Annotated in this window: 16 protein-coding genes; 11 read left to right on the top strand and 5 right to left on the bottom strand. The window is 69.4% G+C overall.

Features of this window, described 5'->3' with window-relative positions; genetic code table 11:
- The first annotated feature begins 57 nt into the window (after nucleotides 1-57).
- The 6 genes from ACWIHT_RS15905 to ACWIHT_RS15880 all read left to right on the top strand — a co-directional run bounded on the left by ACWIHT_RS15905 (nucleotide 58) and on the right by ACWIHT_RS15880 (nucleotide 5,168).
- A complete protein-coding gene (locus ACWIHT_RS15905; protein WP_456168491.1) occupies nucleotides 58-1,080 on the top strand; it encodes an ABC transporter permease in 1,023 nt (340 codons plus the stop codon).
- On the top strand, nucleotides 1,077-1,937 hold the full coding sequence (locus ACWIHT_RS15900) for an ATP-binding cassette domain-containing protein (RefSeq protein WP_456168489.1): 861 nt from the start codon (nucleotides 1,077-1,079) through the stop codon (nucleotides 1,935-1,937). Before ACWIHT_RS15905 ends, ACWIHT_RS15900 begins: the two co-directional genes overlap by 4 nt.
- Nucleotides 1,918-2,349, top strand: a complete 432-nt coding sequence (locus ACWIHT_RS15895) for a hypothetical protein (protein ID WP_456168487.1) — start codon at nucleotides 1,918-1,920, stop codon at nucleotides 2,347-2,349. Before ACWIHT_RS15900 ends, ACWIHT_RS15895 begins: the two co-directional genes overlap by 20 nt.
- Complete coding sequence (locus tag ACWIHT_RS15890) at nucleotides 2,346-3,257, top strand: sugar phosphate isomerase/epimerase family protein (protein ID WP_456168485.1); 912 nt, start codon at nucleotides 2,346-2,348, stop codon at nucleotides 3,255-3,257. The genes ACWIHT_RS15895 and ACWIHT_RS15890 overlap by 4 nt, the downstream gene beginning before the upstream one ends.
- A complete protein-coding gene (locus tag ACWIHT_RS15885) occupies nucleotides 3,257-4,123 on the top strand; it encodes a sugar phosphate isomerase/epimerase family protein (protein ID WP_456168483.1) in 867 nt (288 codons plus the stop codon). Before ACWIHT_RS15890 ends, ACWIHT_RS15885 begins: the two co-directional genes overlap by 1 nt.
- Nucleotides 4,124-4,280: 157 nt before the next feature.
- Nucleotides 4,281-5,168 (top strand): helix-turn-helix transcriptional regulator, encoded by an 888-nt coding sequence (locus tag ACWIHT_RS15880; RefSeq protein ID WP_456168481.1) that lies wholly within the window; start codon nucleotides 4,281-4,283, stop codon nucleotides 5,166-5,168.
- A 32-nt stretch (nucleotides 5,169-5,200) separates the two neighbouring features.
- Here the strand turns inward: ACWIHT_RS15880 and ACWIHT_RS15875 are convergent, their stop codons facing one another.
- Together ACWIHT_RS15875 and ACWIHT_RS15870 are read right to left on the bottom strand one after the other, a co-directional pair.
- Nucleotides 5,201-6,235 (bottom strand): zinc-binding dehydrogenase, encoded by a 1,035-nt coding sequence (locus tag ACWIHT_RS15875; RefSeq protein ID WP_456168479.1) that lies wholly within the window; start codon nucleotides 6,233-6,235, stop codon nucleotides 5,201-5,203.
- Nucleotides 6,236-6,467: 232 nt separating this feature from the next.
- Nucleotides 6,468-7,460, bottom strand: a complete 993-nt coding sequence (locus ACWIHT_RS15870) for an aldo/keto reductase (protein WP_456168477.1) — start codon at nucleotides 7,458-7,460, stop codon at nucleotides 6,468-6,470.
- Nucleotides 7,461-7,666: 206 nt separating this feature from the next.
- On the opposite strand from ACWIHT_RS15870, the gene ACWIHT_RS15865 reads away from it, so the two are divergent.
- Entirely contained in the window at nucleotides 7,667-8,605 is a 939-nt protein-coding gene (locus tag ACWIHT_RS15865) for a helix-turn-helix transcriptional regulator (RefSeq protein ID WP_456168475.1), read from the top strand.
- 46 nt (nucleotides 8,606-8,651) lie between these two features.
- On the opposite strand, the gene ACWIHT_RS15860 is transcribed toward ACWIHT_RS15865, so the two are convergent.
- Both ACWIHT_RS15860 and ACWIHT_RS15855 read right to left on the bottom strand, forming a co-directional pair.
- Nucleotides 8,652-9,575: an alpha/beta hydrolase gene (locus ACWIHT_RS15860; RefSeq protein WP_456168473.1), complete on the bottom strand. Its 924-nt coding sequence runs from the start codon at nucleotides 9,573-9,575 to the stop codon at nucleotides 8,652-8,654.
- Between the two features lie 460 nt (nucleotides 9,576-10,035).
- Nucleotides 10,036-11,013 (bottom strand): LacI family DNA-binding transcriptional regulator, encoded by a 978-nt coding sequence (locus tag ACWIHT_RS15855; RefSeq protein WP_456168471.1) that lies wholly within the window; start codon nucleotides 11,011-11,013, stop codon nucleotides 10,036-10,038.
- Between the two features lie 318 nt (nucleotides 11,014-11,331).
- On the opposite strand from ACWIHT_RS15855, the gene ACWIHT_RS15850 reads away from it, so the two are divergent.
- From ACWIHT_RS15850 to ACWIHT_RS15835, 4 genes are all read left to right on the top strand, one after another.
- Complete coding sequence (locus tag ACWIHT_RS15850) at nucleotides 11,332-13,599, top strand: ATP-binding protein (RefSeq protein WP_456168469.1); 2,268 nt, start codon at nucleotides 11,332-11,334, stop codon at nucleotides 13,597-13,599.
- Between the two features lie 261 nt (nucleotides 13,600-13,860).
- Nucleotides 13,861-15,504 carry a LamG domain-containing protein gene (locus ACWIHT_RS15845; protein ID WP_456168467.1) on the top strand — a complete coding sequence of 548 codons (1,644 nt, stop codon included), beginning with the start codon at nucleotides 13,861-13,863 and terminating at the stop codon, nucleotides 15,502-15,504.
- A gap of 48 nt (nucleotides 15,505-15,552) precedes the next feature.
- The gene (locus ACWIHT_RS15840) at nucleotides 15,553-16,608 is read left to right on the top strand and encodes a ribosome-inactivating family protein (protein WP_456168465.1); all 1,056 of its coding nucleotides are present in this window, start codon (nucleotides 15,553-15,555) and stop codon (nucleotides 16,606-16,608) included.
- Nucleotides 16,609-16,656: 48 nt separating this feature from the next.
- Nucleotides 16,657-16,779 carry a hypothetical protein gene (locus ACWIHT_RS15835; protein WP_456168463.1) on the top strand — a complete coding sequence of 41 codons (123 nt, stop codon included), beginning with the start codon at nucleotides 16,657-16,659 and terminating at the stop codon, nucleotides 16,777-16,779.
- A gap of 36 nt (nucleotides 16,780-16,815) precedes the next feature.
- Here the strand turns inward: ACWIHT_RS15835 and ACWIHT_RS15830 are convergent, their stop codons facing one another.
- Nucleotides 16,816-17,403: a TetR family transcriptional regulator gene (locus ACWIHT_RS15830; RefSeq protein WP_456168461.1), complete on the bottom strand. Its 588-nt coding sequence runs from the start codon at nucleotides 17,401-17,403 to the stop codon at nucleotides 16,816-16,818.
- Nucleotides 17,404-17,430 lie beyond the last annotated feature (27 nt).

The raw sequence follows: 17,430 nt of genomic DNA, 5'->3' as shown, positions 1-17,430 counted from the left end.
CACCAGAAAGCGGCGCGACTGCTCCTCGCGCGGTCGCACCGTCAGAAGGAGAAACCAATGACGGCACTGCATCTGGCGCCGACAAATCTGGGCGAACGCATTGCGACGTTCGTCCTCGGTGGCAACAAGGCACTGCTCTTCGCGATCGTCTTCGCCATCACGCTGACATTCTCGTCACCGTATTTCCTCACGACCACCAACATCGCGGGTCTGCTGGACCAGATCGTCGCCCTCACCATCGTCGCCCTTGCCTATACGTTCGTCCTCGGCGCCGGCGAGATCGACCTCTCCATCGGCGGAATCGTCGGTCTGACCGGTCTCGTCATGGCCAAGCTCGTGACCGAGGGCAATGTGCCGGTGCCCCTGGCGATCGTGATCGGAATCCTGCTCGGCGCGGCCTGCGGGGCCGTCAACGCCTGGCTGATCTCGTTCTTCGGGCTCCCCCCTTTCATCGTGACCCTCGCGACCAACGCCGTCTTCACCGGAACGATCTACATCGTCTCCAACCTGGTCCCGGTCACCGGCCTGCCCGACAGCTTCCTGTCGATCGCCCAGACCCGCTTCGGCTCCTTCACCCTGCCCGTGCTGCTCCTCGTCCCGATCACGGCGGTGCTGCTCCTGGTCGCCCGCCGTTCGGTGTTCGGCCAGCACGTCGTCGCACTCGGCGGAAACCCCGAAGCGGTCCGGAAGGCCGGCATCAGCGTCACGCGGCTGCGCTTCGGCATCTACGCGCTGACCGGCGTGTGCTGCGCGATCGCCGGACTCTTCCTCACCGCACGGTCCGCTTCCGCTCAGATCGCCGCCGGGTCCGATCTCCTGCTCCTCGTGATCGCCGCGGTGGTCATCGGCGGGACACCGCTGCTCGGCGGCAAGGCCCTGGTGGGCGGAACGGTCTTCGGCTGCCTGATCATCGGAATGATCTCCAACGGCCTCAACCTGATCGGCGTGAACGCCAACTACCAGATCATCACGCAGGGAATCCTGATCCTCCTCGCGCTGCTTGTCGACACCCAATCGACCCGGGTCATGACACGCATGGCCAAGAACGCGATGATCCGGGCCAAGGAGGCCGGCCGATGAACGCACCGAACAACGGCGACGTCGTGGTCGAGATGCGCGACATCAGCCGCGCCTTCGGCGGAGTACAGGCGGTCGACAACGTCTCCATCGAAATCCGCGCCGGCGAAGTACTGGGACTCCTGGGCCACAACGGCGCCGGGAAATCCACCCTCATCAGCATTCTCTCCGGAGCCACACTCCGGGACACCGGTGACATCCTGGTCGACGGAGATCCTGTCTCGATCAATTCACCGAAGGAATCCCGCGACCTCGGAATCGAGACGATTTACCAGAACCTCGCACTCGCCGACAACCTGGACGCCGCGGCCAATCTGTTCCTCGGACGCGAGCTGAAGCACTTCGGTCTGTTCCGTGACGTCAAGACGATGAAGACGGCGACGGAAGAAGTCCTGAGCCAGATCAACCCCCGGTTCCACAACCTCTCGGTACCCGTCGGGTCGCTCTCCGGAGGCCAGCGCCAGTCCATCGCCATCGCGAGGGCCGTCCACTTCAAGGCCCGCGTCCTGATCATGGACGAGCCGACCGCCGCGCTGGGGCCCAGCGAGACCGCGCTGTTCAAGGAGCTCGTCGCGCACCTGACCGCGCGGGGCGTGGCCATCGTGCTCATCAGCCACGACATCCACGACGTGTTCGAACTGGCCGACCGGCTCGTCGTCATGGCGGACGGACGTGTCGTCGGCAGGCTCCGGACGCACGAGGCGACCAAGGAGCAGGTGCTCGAAATGATCATCCTCGGAGGCTCGAAGGAAGCGACCTTGGGCGCCGCCGAACCGGCCCTCGCACAGCTGGTCGCCGACGAAGCCGCCGGCCTCACCCACAGCACGGAAGGAGCCACCGATGCCCATCGGCAGCGTTGACTGGATCGAGGACGGAATGCTCCAGGGCGAGCTGCGCCAGGAGGACGGCCGGTACTCGTTCGACGTGCGCAACCAGTTCTTCCATGGAGCCCATCCGCTCGGCTGGGTCCGCTCGATCACCGTCACGGTGGACGGAGTCCAGGCCCACGACATCTCCCTCACCGTCCGCGGGCAGCGCCTTCCCCTCGAACTGCTCCGCGCCACGAGCGACATCTGGTGGCACCCCAGGGAGGTGGCCACCGTCGGCGCCCGCCTCCCCGAGCCCGTCCGCTCCCGCGAACCGTACGTGGAGTGCACCTTCAAGGTCTCCACCTTCTTCTTCACCCCCGCGATCGACCGCGAGGACCGCTACCCGACCATGAGCCTGGACCTGCGCCGCCGGCTCTCGCTCCGTACGGAGGAGAACGCATGATCCGCTCGATCTCAGTCAGCCCGTGGTGGGCCGAGGGCAAGATGCTGCGGGGCGAGCTCACCTTCGAGGAGATCGTGGACCGCACCGCCGACATGGGCGTCGACGGCATCGACATGCAGGAGATCTACCTGGGCCTCAGCCCGCATCCCGATCCGGCCCGCCTGCGCCACCTGCGTTCGTACTCCGAGTCCCGCGGACTGCGGGTCCTCAGCTCCTGGTTCTACGCCGACACACTGGGCCTGGCGGGGCTCTACTCGCCCGAGGCCGCGGTCGCGCACATAGGCCGCTACCTCGCCATCGGGGCGTCCCTCGGCAGCCGCTACATCGTGCTCCAGAACGGCGAACCGGCACCGGGGACCGACCCGTCCACCGCCCGCGACACGCTCCTTCGGGTCTACGAGGGGATCGCGCCGCTGGCCGAACGCGCCGGAGTCGTCATCGGCTTCGAAGCGGCCCGCTCGTTCTCCACGTTCAACTCCCCCCAGGGCGCCCTCGCCCTGGTCAAGGATTTCGGCTCACCGTGGATCACGGTGACCCCGGACTTCGAAGCCTGGCGCCGCCCCACCGACGGAATGCCGATCGTCTACGTCGAGAACCCGGGCGCCACGCAGCAAGAGCCGCTCCCCATCGAGGTGTTCAGGGACTGCCTGCCGTACGCCCCCTTCGTCCACGGCAAGTTCCTTGAGTTCGACGAGAACGGAACCGACCCGAACTACCCGGTCGACGAACTCATGGCGGCCGTCCGTGAGGTCGGGCTGGAGCACGACTTCCTTGTGGAGTACGAGGGTTGGCTCCCCGAGGTGCATCCCGAACGGGACGGCGAGACCGAGGTCCGCAAGGGCGTGGCGCTGCTGCGCTCCCACCTCGGGACCTCGTCGGCCGTTCTGGCGGGAGAGGGAGCGAAGTAATGCGGATCGGTTGTCACGGGCTCGTATGGACGGGTGTCTTCGATGCCAAGGGCATTCGATCGGCGACCGAGAGCACACGGGCCGCGGGCTTCGACCTCATCGAGTACCCGCTCATGTCCCCATCGACTTTCGACGCCCGTGAAGCGAGGCGGGCCCTCGACGACTGTGGCCTGGCAGGGACGGGCTCCCTCGGTCTGGGACCCGAGACGGACGTGGCGAGCGAGGACCTCGCGCGGGTCAGGGCCGGTCGTGATCTGCTCTTCCAAGCGGTCGACCGTGTAGCGGAGTTCGGCGGGAGTCACCTCTGCGGCGTGCTGCAATCGGCGATGCGGAAGTACGGCGCGCCGGCGACTCCCGCGGCCGTCGACAACAGCGCCAAGGTGCTCTCCGAGGTAGTGGACCGGGGACGGGCATCCGGCGTTTCGGTCTCGGTCGAGGTCGTGAACCGATACGAGTCGAACGTCTTCAACACCGGCAGAGGAGCCCTGGAGTACATCGCGCACTCGGGCGCCGATCTGGGGGTTCATCTCGACACGTATCACATGAACATCGAGGAATCGTCGATGTTCGAACCGGTTCTCGACGTCGGCGATCGCCTGCGCTACGTCCACATCGGTGAGAGCCATCGCGGATATCTCGGCACCGGAAGCGTCGACTTCAAGACGTTCTTCCACGCACTGCACCGAACCGCGTACGACGGTCCCGTCGTGTTCGAGTCCTTCTCCTCAGCGGTCGTCGAGCCGACCCTGACGTCCGCGCTGGGTATCTGGCGCAACCTCTGGGACGACGGAGCCGATCTCGGGGCCCACGCCAACTCGTTCATCCGAGGTGCGGTGACCGCCGCCAGGACCATCTCTCTTCATTGAAGGTTCCGGCCGGTACGGGAGGAACACACCACCATGCCGCCGGTCCGCCGAACCGGGCATCCGCGGCGACGCGGGCGCAGCCGTTCGGCCCGACCGGGGGCGGGGCCGGGGATCGGACGGCAGATCGGGTAAGGGCTCCGGCCGCATACTGGACGACATGGCACGCGAGCAGCGGAACGGCGACGGCAGCGGGCTGGGGTTCTTCCTTCGTGCCCGCCGGAGCCGGGTGGCGCCCGAGGACGTCGGCCTGGCCACGGGCGCGGGGCTGCGGCGTACGCCCGGGCTGCGGCGTGAGGAGCTGGCCACGCTGGCCGGGGTCAGCGTCGACTACTACGCGCGCCTGGAGCGGGGTCAGGAGACCAACCCCAGTCCGGCCGTGGTCGATGCCCTCGCTCGTGCCCTCCGGCTGGACGCGCACGAGCATCAGCATCTGCGCGATCTCACCGAGCGCGTCGATCGGAGGCCGGAGCCGGAGCCTTCTGTCACATCCGTGCGTCCCGACATCGAGCTGATGCTGGAGAGCCTGCGCCCCAACCCCGCGTACGTGATCAGCCGCACGATGGACATCCTCGCCGGCAACCCCGCCTCGGTCCGCCTGTTCGCGGGGACGGAGGACTGGCCGGCCGGGCGGCGCAACGCGCTGCGCTACCTCTTCCTGGACCCGCACGCATCGAAGCTGTTCGCGGACTGGGACGAGCAGGTCCGCACCTGCGTCGGCCGTATCCGCGCCCTGGCCGGCACCGCACCCGACACCCCCGGCCTGGCCGCCCTCATCGACGAACTCACCCTGGAAAGCCCGGAGTTCGTGCACCGCTGGACGGACTACGACGTGCAGCCGCACCCGCGCGGCGAGAAGACCTTCCACCACCCGGAGGTCGGCGACCTCACCCTCGGCTACCAGTCCATGCAACTCGACGGCACCCCGGGCCACCGCCTCGTCGTGTTCTTCGCCGAACCCGGCACCCCCGACCACGGGAAACTGCTCCTCCTCGACGGCACGGCCACCGAGCCCGCAGCGCAGCCCGCCGAGGAGAAACAGGACTGACGCCCACCGGTCACGGCCTGGTCAGGGCTTGATCAGGGCTTGATCAGGACCTTCAGTGCCTCGCGGTCGGCCATCGCGCGATACGCGTCGGGGGTGTCGTCCAGTCCGACCGTGCGGTCGAAGACCCGGCCCGGTTCGATCGTGCCCTCCAGGATGTCCGGCAGCAGTTCCTCCATGTAGGCGCGGGCCGGGGCAACACCGCCCGTGATGGTGACGTTCTTCGCGAAGTCCATGAAGCCGAAGGGGATCTCGCCGTACTGCGGCACACCGACCCGGCTGATCGCGCCGCCGGGCCGGACCACGCCGAGGCCCGTCTCGAAGGCCGACAGCGCGCCGACGCACTCCAGTACGGCGTGGGTGCCCATGCCGCCGGTCAACTCCCGTACGCGGGCGATGCCTTCTTCGCCGCGTTCGGCGACGACCTCGGTGGCGCCGAACTCGACCCCCAGGTCGGTGCGGTCCTTGTGCCGCCCCATCAGAATGATCCGCTCGGCACCGAGCCGCCTGGCGGCCAGCACGGCGGACAGCCCGACCGCGCCATCACCGATCACCGTCACGGTCGTACGAGGACCGACGCCCGCCTTGACCGCGCTGTGGTGGCCGGTGCACAGCACGTCGGAGAGGGACAGCAAGGAGGGCAACAGGGCGGAGTCCTCGGCCACCGGCAGCTTGACCAGCGTGCCCTGGGCCTGCGGCACACGGACCACCTCGCCCTGGCCCCCGTCGACACCGTTCGGGCCCCACTGGCCGCCGTGCGGACAGACCGTGTGGAGGCCTTCCTTGCAGAAGACGCAGGTGTTGTCCGCCCACAGGAAGGGCGCGACCACCAGGTCACCGGCCTTCACCCCGGACACCTCGGAGCCGGTCTCCTCGACGACGCCGAGAAACTCGTGCCCCATGCGCCGGCCCTGCTCCGTGACCGGCATGGAGGCGTACGGCCACAGGTCGCTGCCGCAGACACAGGCCAGGACCACCCGGACGATCGCGTCGGTGGGGTTCTGGATCCCCGGGTCCGGGACGTCCTCCACACGGACGTCGCCGGCGCCGTACATCACCGTCGCTCGCATAGGAATCTTTCCGATCTTGCTTGAATCGAGGGGGAGTTGACGGAGCGGTGGCTCCGCAGCCGCCGTGGTGCCCGCCTTGGGTCAGCACCCGGGCGGCCTCCTGTCAGGCGTCGTCCCGGTTTTCGACGATGTCCTTGAGCCGGCTGATCGCGCTCATCGCGCTGGGCCATCCGGCGTAGCAGGCCAGGTGGGTGAGGGCCTCGACCAGTTCGTCGCTCGTGGGGCATTCGGGTCAGAGGTTGATCAGTTGGGTCATCTCCGTTTCGAGGCGGTCACCCGCGGCCGGGGTGAGTCGGTCGAGCTTGTCGAGCTGGTCGGCGGTCAGCTCCACCCCGTCCGCTGCGGTGTTCTCCTCGACGCGGGAGACGCGCTTGGTGCCCGGTATGGGGGCGATGTCGTCGCCCTGCGCCAGCAGCCAGGCCAGGGCCACCTGCGCCGGGGTGGCACCCGCCTCGGCGGCCACCGCCTCGACCTCGTCGACGAGGGCCAGGTTGCGCCGGAGGTTCTCCTCGGTGAAGCGCGGGTTGGTCAGGCGCCGGTCGGTGGCGTCGAACTGGTCGGTGGAGCGGATCTTGCCGGTCAGGAAGCCGCGGCCGATCGGCGCCCACGGGACGAGGCCGATGCCGAGTTCCCGCAGCAGGGGCAGGATCTCCGCCTCGATGTCCCGCGTCCACAGGGAGTACTCCGTCTGTAGTGCGGCGACGGGATGGACGGCGTGGGCGCGGCGGATCGTGCCGGGGCCGGCCTCGGACAGTCCGATGTGGCGGATCTTGCCCTGGGCGACCAGCTCGGCGAGGGCGCCCACCGTTTCCTCGATCGGTGTGTTCGGGTCGACCCGGTGCTGGTAGTACAGGTCGATGTGGTCGGTGCCGAGCCTCCGGAGGGAGCCCTCGACCGCGGCGCGCACGTTCGCCGGACTGCTGTCAGCGGTGCCGCGCACGCCGCCGTCGTCGCCGTCGGCGGTGTGCGAGACCAGGCCGAACTTCGTCGCCAGGACGACCTGGTCCCGGCGGCCCCGGACGGCCCGGCCGACCAGCTCCTCGTTGACGTAGGGCCCGTAGATCTCGGCCGTGTCGATGAGGGTGACGCCCAGATCGAGGGCGCGGTGGACGGTACGGACGGACTCGGCGTCGTCCGTGCCGTGGCCGGTGTAGACGCCGCTCATCCCCATCGCGCCCAGGCCGATCCGGGAAACGTCCAGAGTGCCCAGCCTGATGTGCTTCACGGTTACCGACTCCTTCGCTGGCGGAACGCGACGCTCGCGGACGCTTTCGTGATCCGTTCAGAAACGGAGATCCGCTCCGTGATTCAGTCTGCCCGCCCGCTGCTCCGGGTGGCAGGCCGCGTCGTGCCGGGCAGTGGCGTTCCGTGCTGTGACAGGGCACCCCACGCGGCCGCCGCGCAGGTCACAGGCCCGGCAGACTGGACGGCATGACACGTGAGCAGCAGCAGCCTGCCGGTGGTGGCACCGAGCTGGGGCGATACCTGCGGGCCCGCCGGGCCCAGGTGTCACCCGCCGAGGCGGGCCTGGCCCCCGGCGCCGGACTGCGCCGCACACCGGGGCTGCGCCGCGAAGAACTGGCCACCCTGGCCGGGGTCAGCATCGACTACTACGCCCGGCTGGAGCGCGGCAAGGAGACCCGCCCCAGCCCGTCGGTCGTCGACGCCCTGGCCCGCGTCCTCCTGCTGACCGAGGACGAACACGAGCACCTGCGCACCCTCGCCGTCCGGGCCGCCCGGACGGCGCCCGAACCTCCCGTCGCGCCCAGCAGGACCGTGCGGCCCGCCGTCGCTCCGATGCTGGAGAGCCTTCGTCCCGGCCCCGCGTACGTCGCGAGCCGCACCAATGACCTGCTGGCCTGGAACCCCGGCGGGCTGGCGTTGTTCGCGGGCATCGAGGACTGGCCGGTCAAGCAGCGCAACCTCGCCCGCTACGCCTTCCTCCACCCCGCCGCGCGCGAGCTCTTCGACGACTGGGAGCACACCCTGCGCGGCTGCGTCGCCCGCCTGCGCGCCCTGGCCGGCACCGACCCCGACGCGCCCGACCTGGCCGCGCTCGTCGGTGAACTCCTGCTCAAGAGCCCGGAGTTCGCCCGCCTGTGGGAGCGCTACGAGATCAAGGCGCACGCGTTCGGCCGCAAGACCTACCACCACCCCACCGTCGGGACCTTCACACTCGGCTACCAGGCCATGCAGATGGAGGGCACCCCCGGTCATCGCCTGGTCACCTATCACGCCGCGCCCGGGACCCCCGCCCATGACGCGCTCGTCCTCCTGGACCTCACCGCGCCCAAGCCCGCCGCGCGCGAGACCCGATCGCCCCAAGCCACCGCACCGGACGAATCACCCTCTCCTTCGCCCGAGCAGTGAGGACGTTGCCGCCGCTCAGAAGACACCCGAGCGGCGCACGCCTCGTCTACAGGTGCTTTCCGAAGAACGCGGTGAGCCTGTCGGCGACTTGAGGGACGTACTTGGGGTTCCAGTACAGGTCGATGTGGCTGGCGCCGTCGACGACGAAGAGTTCCTTGGGCTCCTGCGCCCGCTCGATCGCGCCCTGGCTCATGTAGAGCGTGTCGGCCTCGGAGCCGGCGATCAGCAGCAGTGGACGCGGAGAGATCAACTCGATCCCCTCGAACGGGAAGAACGCCATCTGCTGACTGAGGCTGGACAGAGCGAACGTGCCCATGAACCGGGGGTTGGGGTCGATCTCGGAGTAGTACCTGTAGCCCTCCAGGTACATGGCCGGGATGGTGGAGAGGTCGTTCATGTCGAACTTGGGGTTGTCGGCGATCAGGGAGAACATCTCGACCTCCCCGCCGGCCGCCTCACGCGTACGGGCCTGGGCCGAGCGCTTGAGCAGGTCGGTGCGGTACTCCGCCGACTGCGCGCCGAGGGGGCCGACGCCGTCGCGTCGCGCGGAGCCGATGTTGAAGGTGCTCACGCCGGCGACGGCCTTGATCCGCAGCTCCGTCTGCGACACGTTGACCGTGTAGCCGCCGCCCGCGCAGACGCCGAGGGCGCCGATGCGCTCCGGGTCGACGTCCGCGTGGTTGGACAGGAAGTCCACCGCACACCGGATGTCCTCGACCCGCACGGCCGGGAACTCCGAGAAGTGCGGCTCGCCGCCGCTCTCGCCCTGGTACGAGGCGTCGAAGACGAGGGTGACGAAGCCCTGTTCGGCCAGCAGCTTCGCGTAGGTGGTGGGGACCTGCTCCTTGACGGCGCCGAAGGGGTGGGTCACGACGATCGCGGGGTACTTCGTGCCCTGCTCGAAGCCGGTGGGCTTGAACAGGTCGCCGACCACCGTGTTGCCCTTGTTGGTAAAGGTCACTCGGTCCATTTTCAGGTCCTTTTCGTTCCAGGTCTTCTTTGTCGCGCGTGAGGCGGCCGACCGAGCGAGGGGTTCCCGGGCACGCACGCGCCCATGCCCCGGTCCGACCCCAGTCACCCGTACGTCTCCGCGCCTGCCTCGGGGAGACCGACGGACGGCTCGCGACGGGTGCTGCCGGTACGAGAACAGCCTCGTCGCCGCGGCCTGCGAGTGGCAGGCCCCGCTGTGACGTGGAGTGCCGGTCCGTGGTGTGACAGGGCACCCCACATGCCTGCCGCGCAGGTCAGCGGGTGCGCGCGGTGCCGGAAGGGTGGCGTGAGCGCATGGCGCCCGACTCGGCGAAGAACATCGGCACGCGGTGACCGGGCGTGCCCTCCCGTTCCATGGAAGCGGCCATCATCGTGCCGATCTCCTTCGAGGCTTCGACCCTTCGGACGTCACACGAATCGCCGGACAGAACCCGGCCGTATCAGGCGGAGGAACGCTCCACGAGTCTCGGGCTGATCGTCTCGGAGCCGAACTCGGGCTCCTTGCCCGTCAGTCCGGCCACGATCACCTCGGCCCGGCGACGGCTCACCTCGTGCAGGGCAAACGAGACGGTGGTGAGCGGCGGAGCCGCCAGACGGGCGGTAGGAACGTCGTCGACGCCGATGACGGCGAGGTCCGCGGGAGCGGCGAGGCCGTGCTCGCGCATGCCCGCCAGGACCGCTATCGCCGTCTCGTCGTTGAAGGCGCAGACCGCGGTGACGGACCGCGCCGTCCACTCGGTCACCGCTTGGGCCGCGGCGGAGACCTCAAGGTTCGTACTCGCGAAGACGGGCGGGGCCGTCCCAGCCTCGGCACAGGCGGCGGTCACACCTTGCAGGCGGTCCTCCGCCATCGTGCGCAGTCCGCGGTTCGCCGGCATCGCGTAGCCGATACGCCGGTGTCCGCGGCCGATCAGATACTCGGCCTGCATGCGGCCGATCGCCCGCATCGAATGGGAGTCGTCCAGCTGGGACGGGAACACGAACTCGGCTCCCGCGCTGTAGAGGGCCCGGACGGTGTCCGCGTCGAACGACTCGAAGCCGACCACCGCCGAGGCGTTGACGGCGGCGCACACATCCGAAAGCGGTCGCCCCCGCGCTCCCGAAAGGTGGGTGACCAGGGTCAGGCCGTGTTCCACCAGGGCGGCCGCGAGTTCCTCGACGAATCGGCTGGGGCCCGCGCCCATGGGCATGTCCGGGACCGAGAGCAGGACAATCTCACTGCGTCCGGCGGCGAGGGCGCGCGCGGAGGAGTGCGGGTGATATTCGAGAGTCCGGGCCGCTTCGAGGACGCGGCGCCTGGTCTCCTCCGGGATTGTCTGGCCCGGTTTGCGGTTGAGGACGAAACTCACGGTCGTCCGGGAAACGCCGGCGACGCGAGCGACGTCAGCGCTGGTGGCGCGCTTGGCGGGTCGGTCCATGGCCCTCTCGCAACGATCGTGCCGGTCTTGTTGACGTTGCACCATGGTACGTCTGACCTGACGCGCGTTAGTCACGGCGCTGGCGAGGGGGCCACCAACTGGGGACCCGGCCGCTTTCGCCGGGTGACGGTCCGTCCCGCGGACTTGTCGACCGGCACATTTGTTCACCGATTCGTCACCTTTTCTCCACCGCACGCACAGGAACCGCACAGGAGGGGAGTTACGCTCGGCGCGGGGCCGGTTCACGCGCATTTGGCCAGATATGCAGGTTGCCCGAGCGCCGAGCACCCCCGAGGCCAAGGGGAAGGTGAGGGAAACGTGACCGGCGTGATCTCGGAAGCCGGCAACCTGCCCGCGGCCGTCACCAGTTTCGTGGGACGGCGGCGCGACATCGGCCGAGTCCGGAGCCTGCTCGGTTCGGCGCGGCTGCTGACGCTCACGGGCTTGGGGGGCGTGGGCAAGACGCGGCTGGCGATGGAGGTGGCGGCCGCGTCGAGGAAGGCCTTCCCGGACGGAACGTGGCTGGTCGACCTGGCGCCCGTGCGTGATCCTTCGGCGGTGGCCGGCGCCGCGGCGACAGCGGTGGGAGTCGCGGACCTCGGCGCCCGGCCCGTGCTCGACCAACTGGCGGAGCGCATGGCCGGGCGGCGGGCACTGATCGTCCTGGACAACTGTGAGCATCTCGTCGACGCCTGCGCCGAGTTGGCGGACAGCCTGCTTTCGGCCGCGGCCGGGCTGCGCATCCTGGCGACGAGTCGCCAGACGCTGGGCATCGCGGGAGAGCACGTCTTCACCGTGTCGCCGCTGTCCGTTCCCGACGAGGCGGTCGAGCTCCTGCGCGACCGCACCACCGCCGTACGGCCGGAGTTCCGGGTCACCGACGCGAACTCGGCCGCGGTCATCCAGTTGTGCGACGACCTGGACGGACTGCCGCTCGCCATCGAACTCGCCGCTTCCCGGCTCCGCACCCTGACCGTCGAGCAGACGGTGGACCGGCTCAAGGACCGGTTCACTCTCCTCACCGGTGGCAGCCGGACCGCGCGACCGCAGCAGCGCACGTTGCGCGCGCTGGTCGACTGGAGCTACGAACTGTGTTCTCCGGGCGAGCAGTTGCTGTGGAACCGGCTGTCGGTCTTCGTCGGTGGATTCGGCCTCGACGCGGCCGAGCACATCGGCGCCGGAGGTACGGTCGCCCCGCACGAGGTAGTGGACCTGCTCGACCGGCTCGTAGCCCAGTCCGTGGTCCTGACCACCGAACACGAGGGGCTCCCCCGCTACCGGATGCTGGAGACCATCCGCCAGTACGGCCGGGAGCGACTCGTCGAGACCGGCGACGAGCAGCGCGTGTCGCGGCGGCACCGCGACTTCTACCTGGCCCTGGCCACGCGCATCGCCGACAGCTGGTACGGCCCCGGCCAGGAGGAGGCGCTGGCCCGGCTCCGCGCCGAACACCCGAACCTGCTGATGGCACTTGACCGCGCCGACGACCCGCAGGCCACGCTCGAACTGACCGCGGCGCTGCGCTTCCACTGGTGCACCGGCGGTTTCCTCGGCGAAGGACGGAGACGGTTCGACCGGGCGCTCGCCGCCGCGCCGGAACCCACCCTCGCCCGTGCCCGCGCACTCTGGGCGGCGGCATGGGTGGCGCTGCTCCAGGGCGATCACCCGACGGCCGACGGCTGGCTGGCCGAGGGCGGCCGACTGGGCGAGCGGCTGGGCGACGCGGTGGTGAGCGCGCACGTCATGTGTCTGAAGGGCTCATCGGCGTCGTTTCAGGGGCGGGTTCAGGAGGCCATCGAACTGCATGAGCGCGCCGTCGCCGCTCGGGTGGCGGTGGACGGGAGCGCCGAAGCGGTCTTCGTGCTCTTCCAACTGGCCGTCGTTCTGACCCAGTTGAAGGACCCTCGCGCAACGGAGGTCGGCAGGAGGGCAGTTGCGGTCTCGGAAGCCCACGGCGAGCGATGGGGGCGCGCCCACGCACTGTGGGCGCTGGCCTACGCGGCCTGGATCCGCGGCGACCAGGAGTCCGCGCTGCCACTGGCTCTGGAAGGCCTCAGGATCGAGCGGGGCTTCAGCGACTCCCTCAGCGCCGCACTCATGCTGGAGACGCTCGCCTGGATCACCGCGTCCCATGGCGAACACGAGCGCGCGGGTCAACTCCTGGGAGCCGTGCGCGGCTTGTGGCGGGACATCGGCACGGACATCCCCGCGTTCGGTCCGCTGATGGCCGGGCATCACGAACAGTGCGCGGAAAGCGTGAGAGCGGCCCTGGGCCTCGCGGCGTACGAGCGGGCCCTCGCGGCCGGCAGCCGTTACGGCGGCCCTGTCCGGGCCATCGACCACGCCCTGGGTACGGACGCCGCACCGGCGGACGCGACAACGGCCGCCGGTCCGCTGACGCGTCGGGAGCGGGAGGTCGCCGCGCTGGTGGCCAGGGGCATGAGCAATCAGCAGATCGCCGCCGAGCTCGTCCTCTCCTCACGCACGATCGACGGGTACGTCGACAACATCCGGGCCAAGCTCGACTTCCGCTCCCGCGCCCAGATCGCGAGCTGGTGGGCGGCGAACCGCACAGCGAGTTCCTAGAAACCCGTAGAAACACCCTGGTCCGGGGTCGGGCCCGAACGCGATTCTTGTCGGCAGGACGTCACGTCCCCACGACCGAGGGATCCGGTCGGCAGCGACCGCTGCCGGCGGACGGAACGATCCCTCCCTCCTGCTGAGCGCCCGATACAGAGCGGAGCCGGGCGCGCTTCCTCCCTCCCACCACATCACGAGCCCCCGCGGGCTGCCTCGCCCTGCCCTCCGGAAGGTTCCGGCGCGGTCCGCGGGCCTCGAAAGGAAACCATGCGAAGAATCAACGCGGCCGCCCTCGCCGGGGCCTCCCTGGCCCTGGTCGCCGGGCTGGTGACCACCGCCGCGCCGGCCCAGGCCGAGATCACCGACGGCCTGGTGCTGGACTACAAGTTGAACGAGACGTCCGGCACGGTCGTGCACGACTCCTCCGGGCAAGGACACGACGGCACGGTCAACGGCACCGCGGGCTGGACCGGCGCCGACGGACTCGCCTTCAACGGCTCCGACACGTACATCAAGGTGCCGGACGACATCATGTCTGGGCTCGATTCGATCAGCGTCGACTTCGACGTGTGGATCGACCGGACGATGGCCAAGCCCTACTTCCTGTACGGCTTCGGCAACTCCAGCGGCACCAGCGGGAACGGCTACCTGTTCTCCACCGGCAACCAGTTCCGCACCGGCGTCACCACGAGCGACTTCCACTCCGAGCAGCAGACCCGGCCGGGCTCCTCGTACCAGCTGCTGCGCGGCATGTGGAAGCACGTGACGTACACGCAGACCGGCACCACCGGGATCCTGTACGAGAACGGCGTGGAGAAGGCCCGCAACACCAACGTCACGATCACCCCGGGCTCGATCGGCGGCGGTACGACGACCGCGGACTACATCGGCCGCTCGCTGTACGCGAACGACCTGTACTTCAAGGGCCGGATGCGGGACTTCCGCGTCTACGACCGGGCCCTGTCCGACACCGAGGTGCGGACCATCGCCACCGGCGGCGAGGACCAGTGGGCGCAGGCGCAGGCCCTGGCCACCGCCAACGGCGCGCTGACGGCGTACGACGACACCACCGGACCCGTCGTCGTCTTCCCGTCGGACTACACCGGCGACATGGACAACCTGCAACCCCCGGCGGACTGGACCGACGAGTTCGGCCGGACCCCCGCCGCGTGGCCCCACCCCACCACGGTGAAGAGCCAGTTGTTCACCCTCGACCAGGTCAACGCCATCCGGGACGCGGCCTACACGGCCACCCACCCCGACGACGACACCGGCTACCAGCTGGGCGTCCACTACGACGGCGTGCACGACCGGGTCGTGGTGCAGACCGACGCCCCGTCATCGGTAACCGACGCGCTGACCGCCGCCTACCCCGGCCGGCTCGTCATCGAGGCGTACACCGCGCCCGACCTCGCGGCACCGCACTGCACCCCGGAGCAGCGGACGGCGGGCATCATGCCGGCCACGACCGCCGCGTCCACGACGAACGTCGCCGACTCCGCGACGAAGTTGCAGTGGCAGCAGGTCCAGGCGCTCGCCGAGTACAACTGCGCGTTGGCCGCGTTCGACGACAACGCCGTCGGCGCGAAGATCGTTTTCCCGTCGGACCACACCGGCGACATCAACAGCCTCCAGAAGCCGCCGGGTTGGACCTCCGAGTACGGCGACGTACCGACCGACTGGCCCGTGCCCACCACCGCGAAGAGCTCGCTCTTCACGCTCGATCGGATCAACGCCATCGAGGACTGGGTCGTCCAGCAGGTGCCCGACGACACCACCGACTACGGCGTGTACGTCCACTACGACGGCGCACGCGACCGGGTCGTGGCGCAGACCAACGCGCCCTCGTCGGTCACGGATCCGTGGGTGGCCGCCTATCCGGGCGAGCTCGTGATCGACAACGTCTCGTAGCCCGGATTCCCCTCCCCCATCGATCCGCTCACGAAGAGGACTCACACCATGTCCCACTCCGACACGACGGTGGCCCCCGAGCCCGCCGTACCCGACGAGAACGCCGCCACCCCCGGGAAGAGAGCCATGACCAGAGGGATCCTCCGCCGACTCCGTCTGCCGGCCGCCTGCGCGGCACTGGTCGCCGGGGCGGTCCTGCTGTCCGGCCTGTCCGACGGAACCCCGGCCGGGAACGCGACGAGCGGGCAGGCGCACAGCGTCCGCCTCGACTCCCACAACGTCCGTACCGCCGCCAGCGGGACCCCCGTCTTCTACTACAACGGGAACAGGTGGGACTACTTCGGATTCCTCAACGCGATCAAGGAGAATCTGAACGCCTACAACAACACGGTGCCGGGAACGTCGAGCACCGTGAACCACACCCCGCGCTCGGACAGCGGATTCTTCGACGTCATCGTCATCGACTCGCACAACAACGCGCTCCAGATGAAGTTCCGCCGCTCCGACCTGTACCTCGTCGGCTGGTTCACGCAGGCCCACACCTACAACTACATCGGCCCGGCCGGCGAGGCGGGAATCCCGCCCGGCTACACAGGTGCTCCCGCGAACGGGCAGGGCGGCAGCTGGCAGCTCACCAACTCGCCGTCCTACGGCTCGCTGGAGAAGATGGCGGGCACCAATCGCGGCCAGATCTCCTTCAGCGAACCGGCCACGGGAGCCGCCGCCGCGAATCTCCGGTCGGCGGGCCACCGCGAGCTCATGGCGCAGGGCATTCTCTACTTCACCCAGTTCATCTCCGAAGCCGTGCGCTTCCGCGGCATCTCGGACACGATCGGCTGGGACGCGTACGGCGACCGCTCGCAGGACAACCATCTGTACCGCACCCGCATCGACGCGCATTTCCTCGACCAGGAAACCCAGTGGGGACAGGACAGCCAGCGGTTCAACTGGATGCTGTCGGCCAGACAGAACGACAGCTGGAACAACCACTTCCAGGGGTGGTACATGAACACCGCCGGCCGACCCACACGGATCGACATGATCACCGCGGCGGACTACGCCCGCGTACTGGCCATGGCCCTGGGATACCCCGGCAACAGCTGACCGCTGCCGACGACCGTCATCACCTCACCATCGCGAGCAGGCCCGGCCGTGACGGCCGGGCCTGCTCGGCGGACCTCCACCGCCGAGTTCCAGGGCTTCGGTTTCGCCGACGACGTGATCCGCGAGGCGCCGCGCCCGCAGGACGGCGTCCTGGTGGACGTCAGGTCCTGACGGGACGGGTGTCCCGGTCCCGGCGAAAGGGGACGTCTACCGAACCGTCAGCGCGGCGAAGGCCTCGTCCAGTAGGTCGACGAGGTCCAGATGGCCTTCGGACGCCGTCCAGTGGTCGAGCGCGGTGTTGAGGCACTCCAGTGCGGCACCGGCCTTGACCGACAGGGACAGTGGCGTGCGCGCGGGGCCGGGCGGTGCGGTGCGTTCGGCGAGGGCCCGGGCCAGGGCGACGCGCCAGCCGTTCTGTTTCTCCCACTGCCTCGCGCACAGGGCGGGGGTGCCCGCGACGAGCCGGGCGGATGCGAGCGCCGTGACCGGGGACTGCTGGTAGGGCTCGGTCACAGTGTCCAGCGCGCGCCTCAGTGCCGTCCAGTCGTCCTCGTCGGCGGGCCGGGCACGCAGGGCTTCGGCGACCTGGACGCCCTGGGTGTCGATCGCGCCGAGGACAGCGTCCTCCTTCGTGTCGAAGTACCGCAGGAACGTGCTCCGCGACACCCCCGCCGCCGCGGCGAGGTCGCTGACGGTCACGTTGTCGAAGCCGTCGCGGCGGAACAAGTCGAAAGCCACCTGGGCGAGTTCGGCCCGTACGGCGGCCCGCGCGATGTCCCGCGTGGGCGTACGCACTTCTCCCCTCACCTCACCCCGCCTCTC

Source organism: Streptomyces sp. NPDC002276, assembly GCF_053891435.1.
Note: the sequence above shows the minus strand (reverse complement) of the source record. Positions and strands in the feature narration are given on the sequence as shown.

What these genes read in the sequence shown, in the direction of transcription:
- ACWIHT_RS15905 (WP_456168491.1), top strand. Translation starts at nt 58, where the DNA reads ATGACGGCACTGCATCTGGCGCCGACAAATCTGGGCGAACGCATTGCG.
- ACWIHT_RS15900 (WP_456168489.1), top strand. Translation starts at nt 1,077, where the DNA reads ATGAACGCACCGAACAACGGCGACGTCGTGGTCGAGATGCGCGACATC.
- ACWIHT_RS15895 (WP_456168487.1), top strand. Translation starts at nt 1,918, where the DNA reads ATGCCCATCGGCAGCGTTGACTGGATCGAGGACGGAATGCTCCAGGGC.
- ACWIHT_RS15890 (WP_456168485.1), top strand. Translation starts at nt 2,346, where the DNA reads ATGATCCGCTCGATCTCAGTCAGCCCGTGGTGGGCCGAGGGCAAGATG.
- ACWIHT_RS15885 (WP_456168483.1), top strand. Translation starts at nt 3,257, where the DNA reads ATGCGGATCGGTTGTCACGGGCTCGTATGGACGGGTGTCTTCGATGCC.
- ACWIHT_RS15880 (WP_456168481.1), top strand. Translation starts at nt 4,281, where the DNA reads ATGGCACGCGAGCAGCGGAACGGCGACGGCAGCGGGCTGGGGTTCTTC.
- ACWIHT_RS15875 (WP_456168479.1), bottom strand. Translation starts at nt 6,235, where the DNA reads ATGCGAGCGACGGTGATGTACGGCGCCGGCGACGTCCGTGTGGAGGAC.
- ACWIHT_RS15865 (WP_456168475.1), top strand. Translation starts at nt 7,667, where the DNA reads ATGACACGTGAGCAGCAGCAGCCTGCCGGTGGTGGCACCGAGCTGGGG.
- ACWIHT_RS15860 (WP_456168473.1), bottom strand. Translation starts at nt 9,575, where the DNA reads ATGGACCGAGTGACCTTTACCAACAAGGGCAACACGGTGGTCGGCGAC.
- ACWIHT_RS15855 (WP_456168471.1), bottom strand. Translation starts at nt 11,013, where the DNA reads ATGGACCGACCCGCCAAGCGCGCCACCAGCGCTGACGTCGCTCGCGTC.
- ACWIHT_RS15845 (WP_456168467.1), top strand. Translation starts at nt 13,861, where the DNA reads ATGCGAAGAATCAACGCGGCCGCCCTCGCCGGGGCCTCCCTGGCCCTG.
- ACWIHT_RS15840 (WP_456168465.1), top strand. Translation starts at nt 15,553, where the DNA reads ATGTCCCACTCCGACACGACGGTGGCCCCCGAGCCCGCCGTACCCGAC.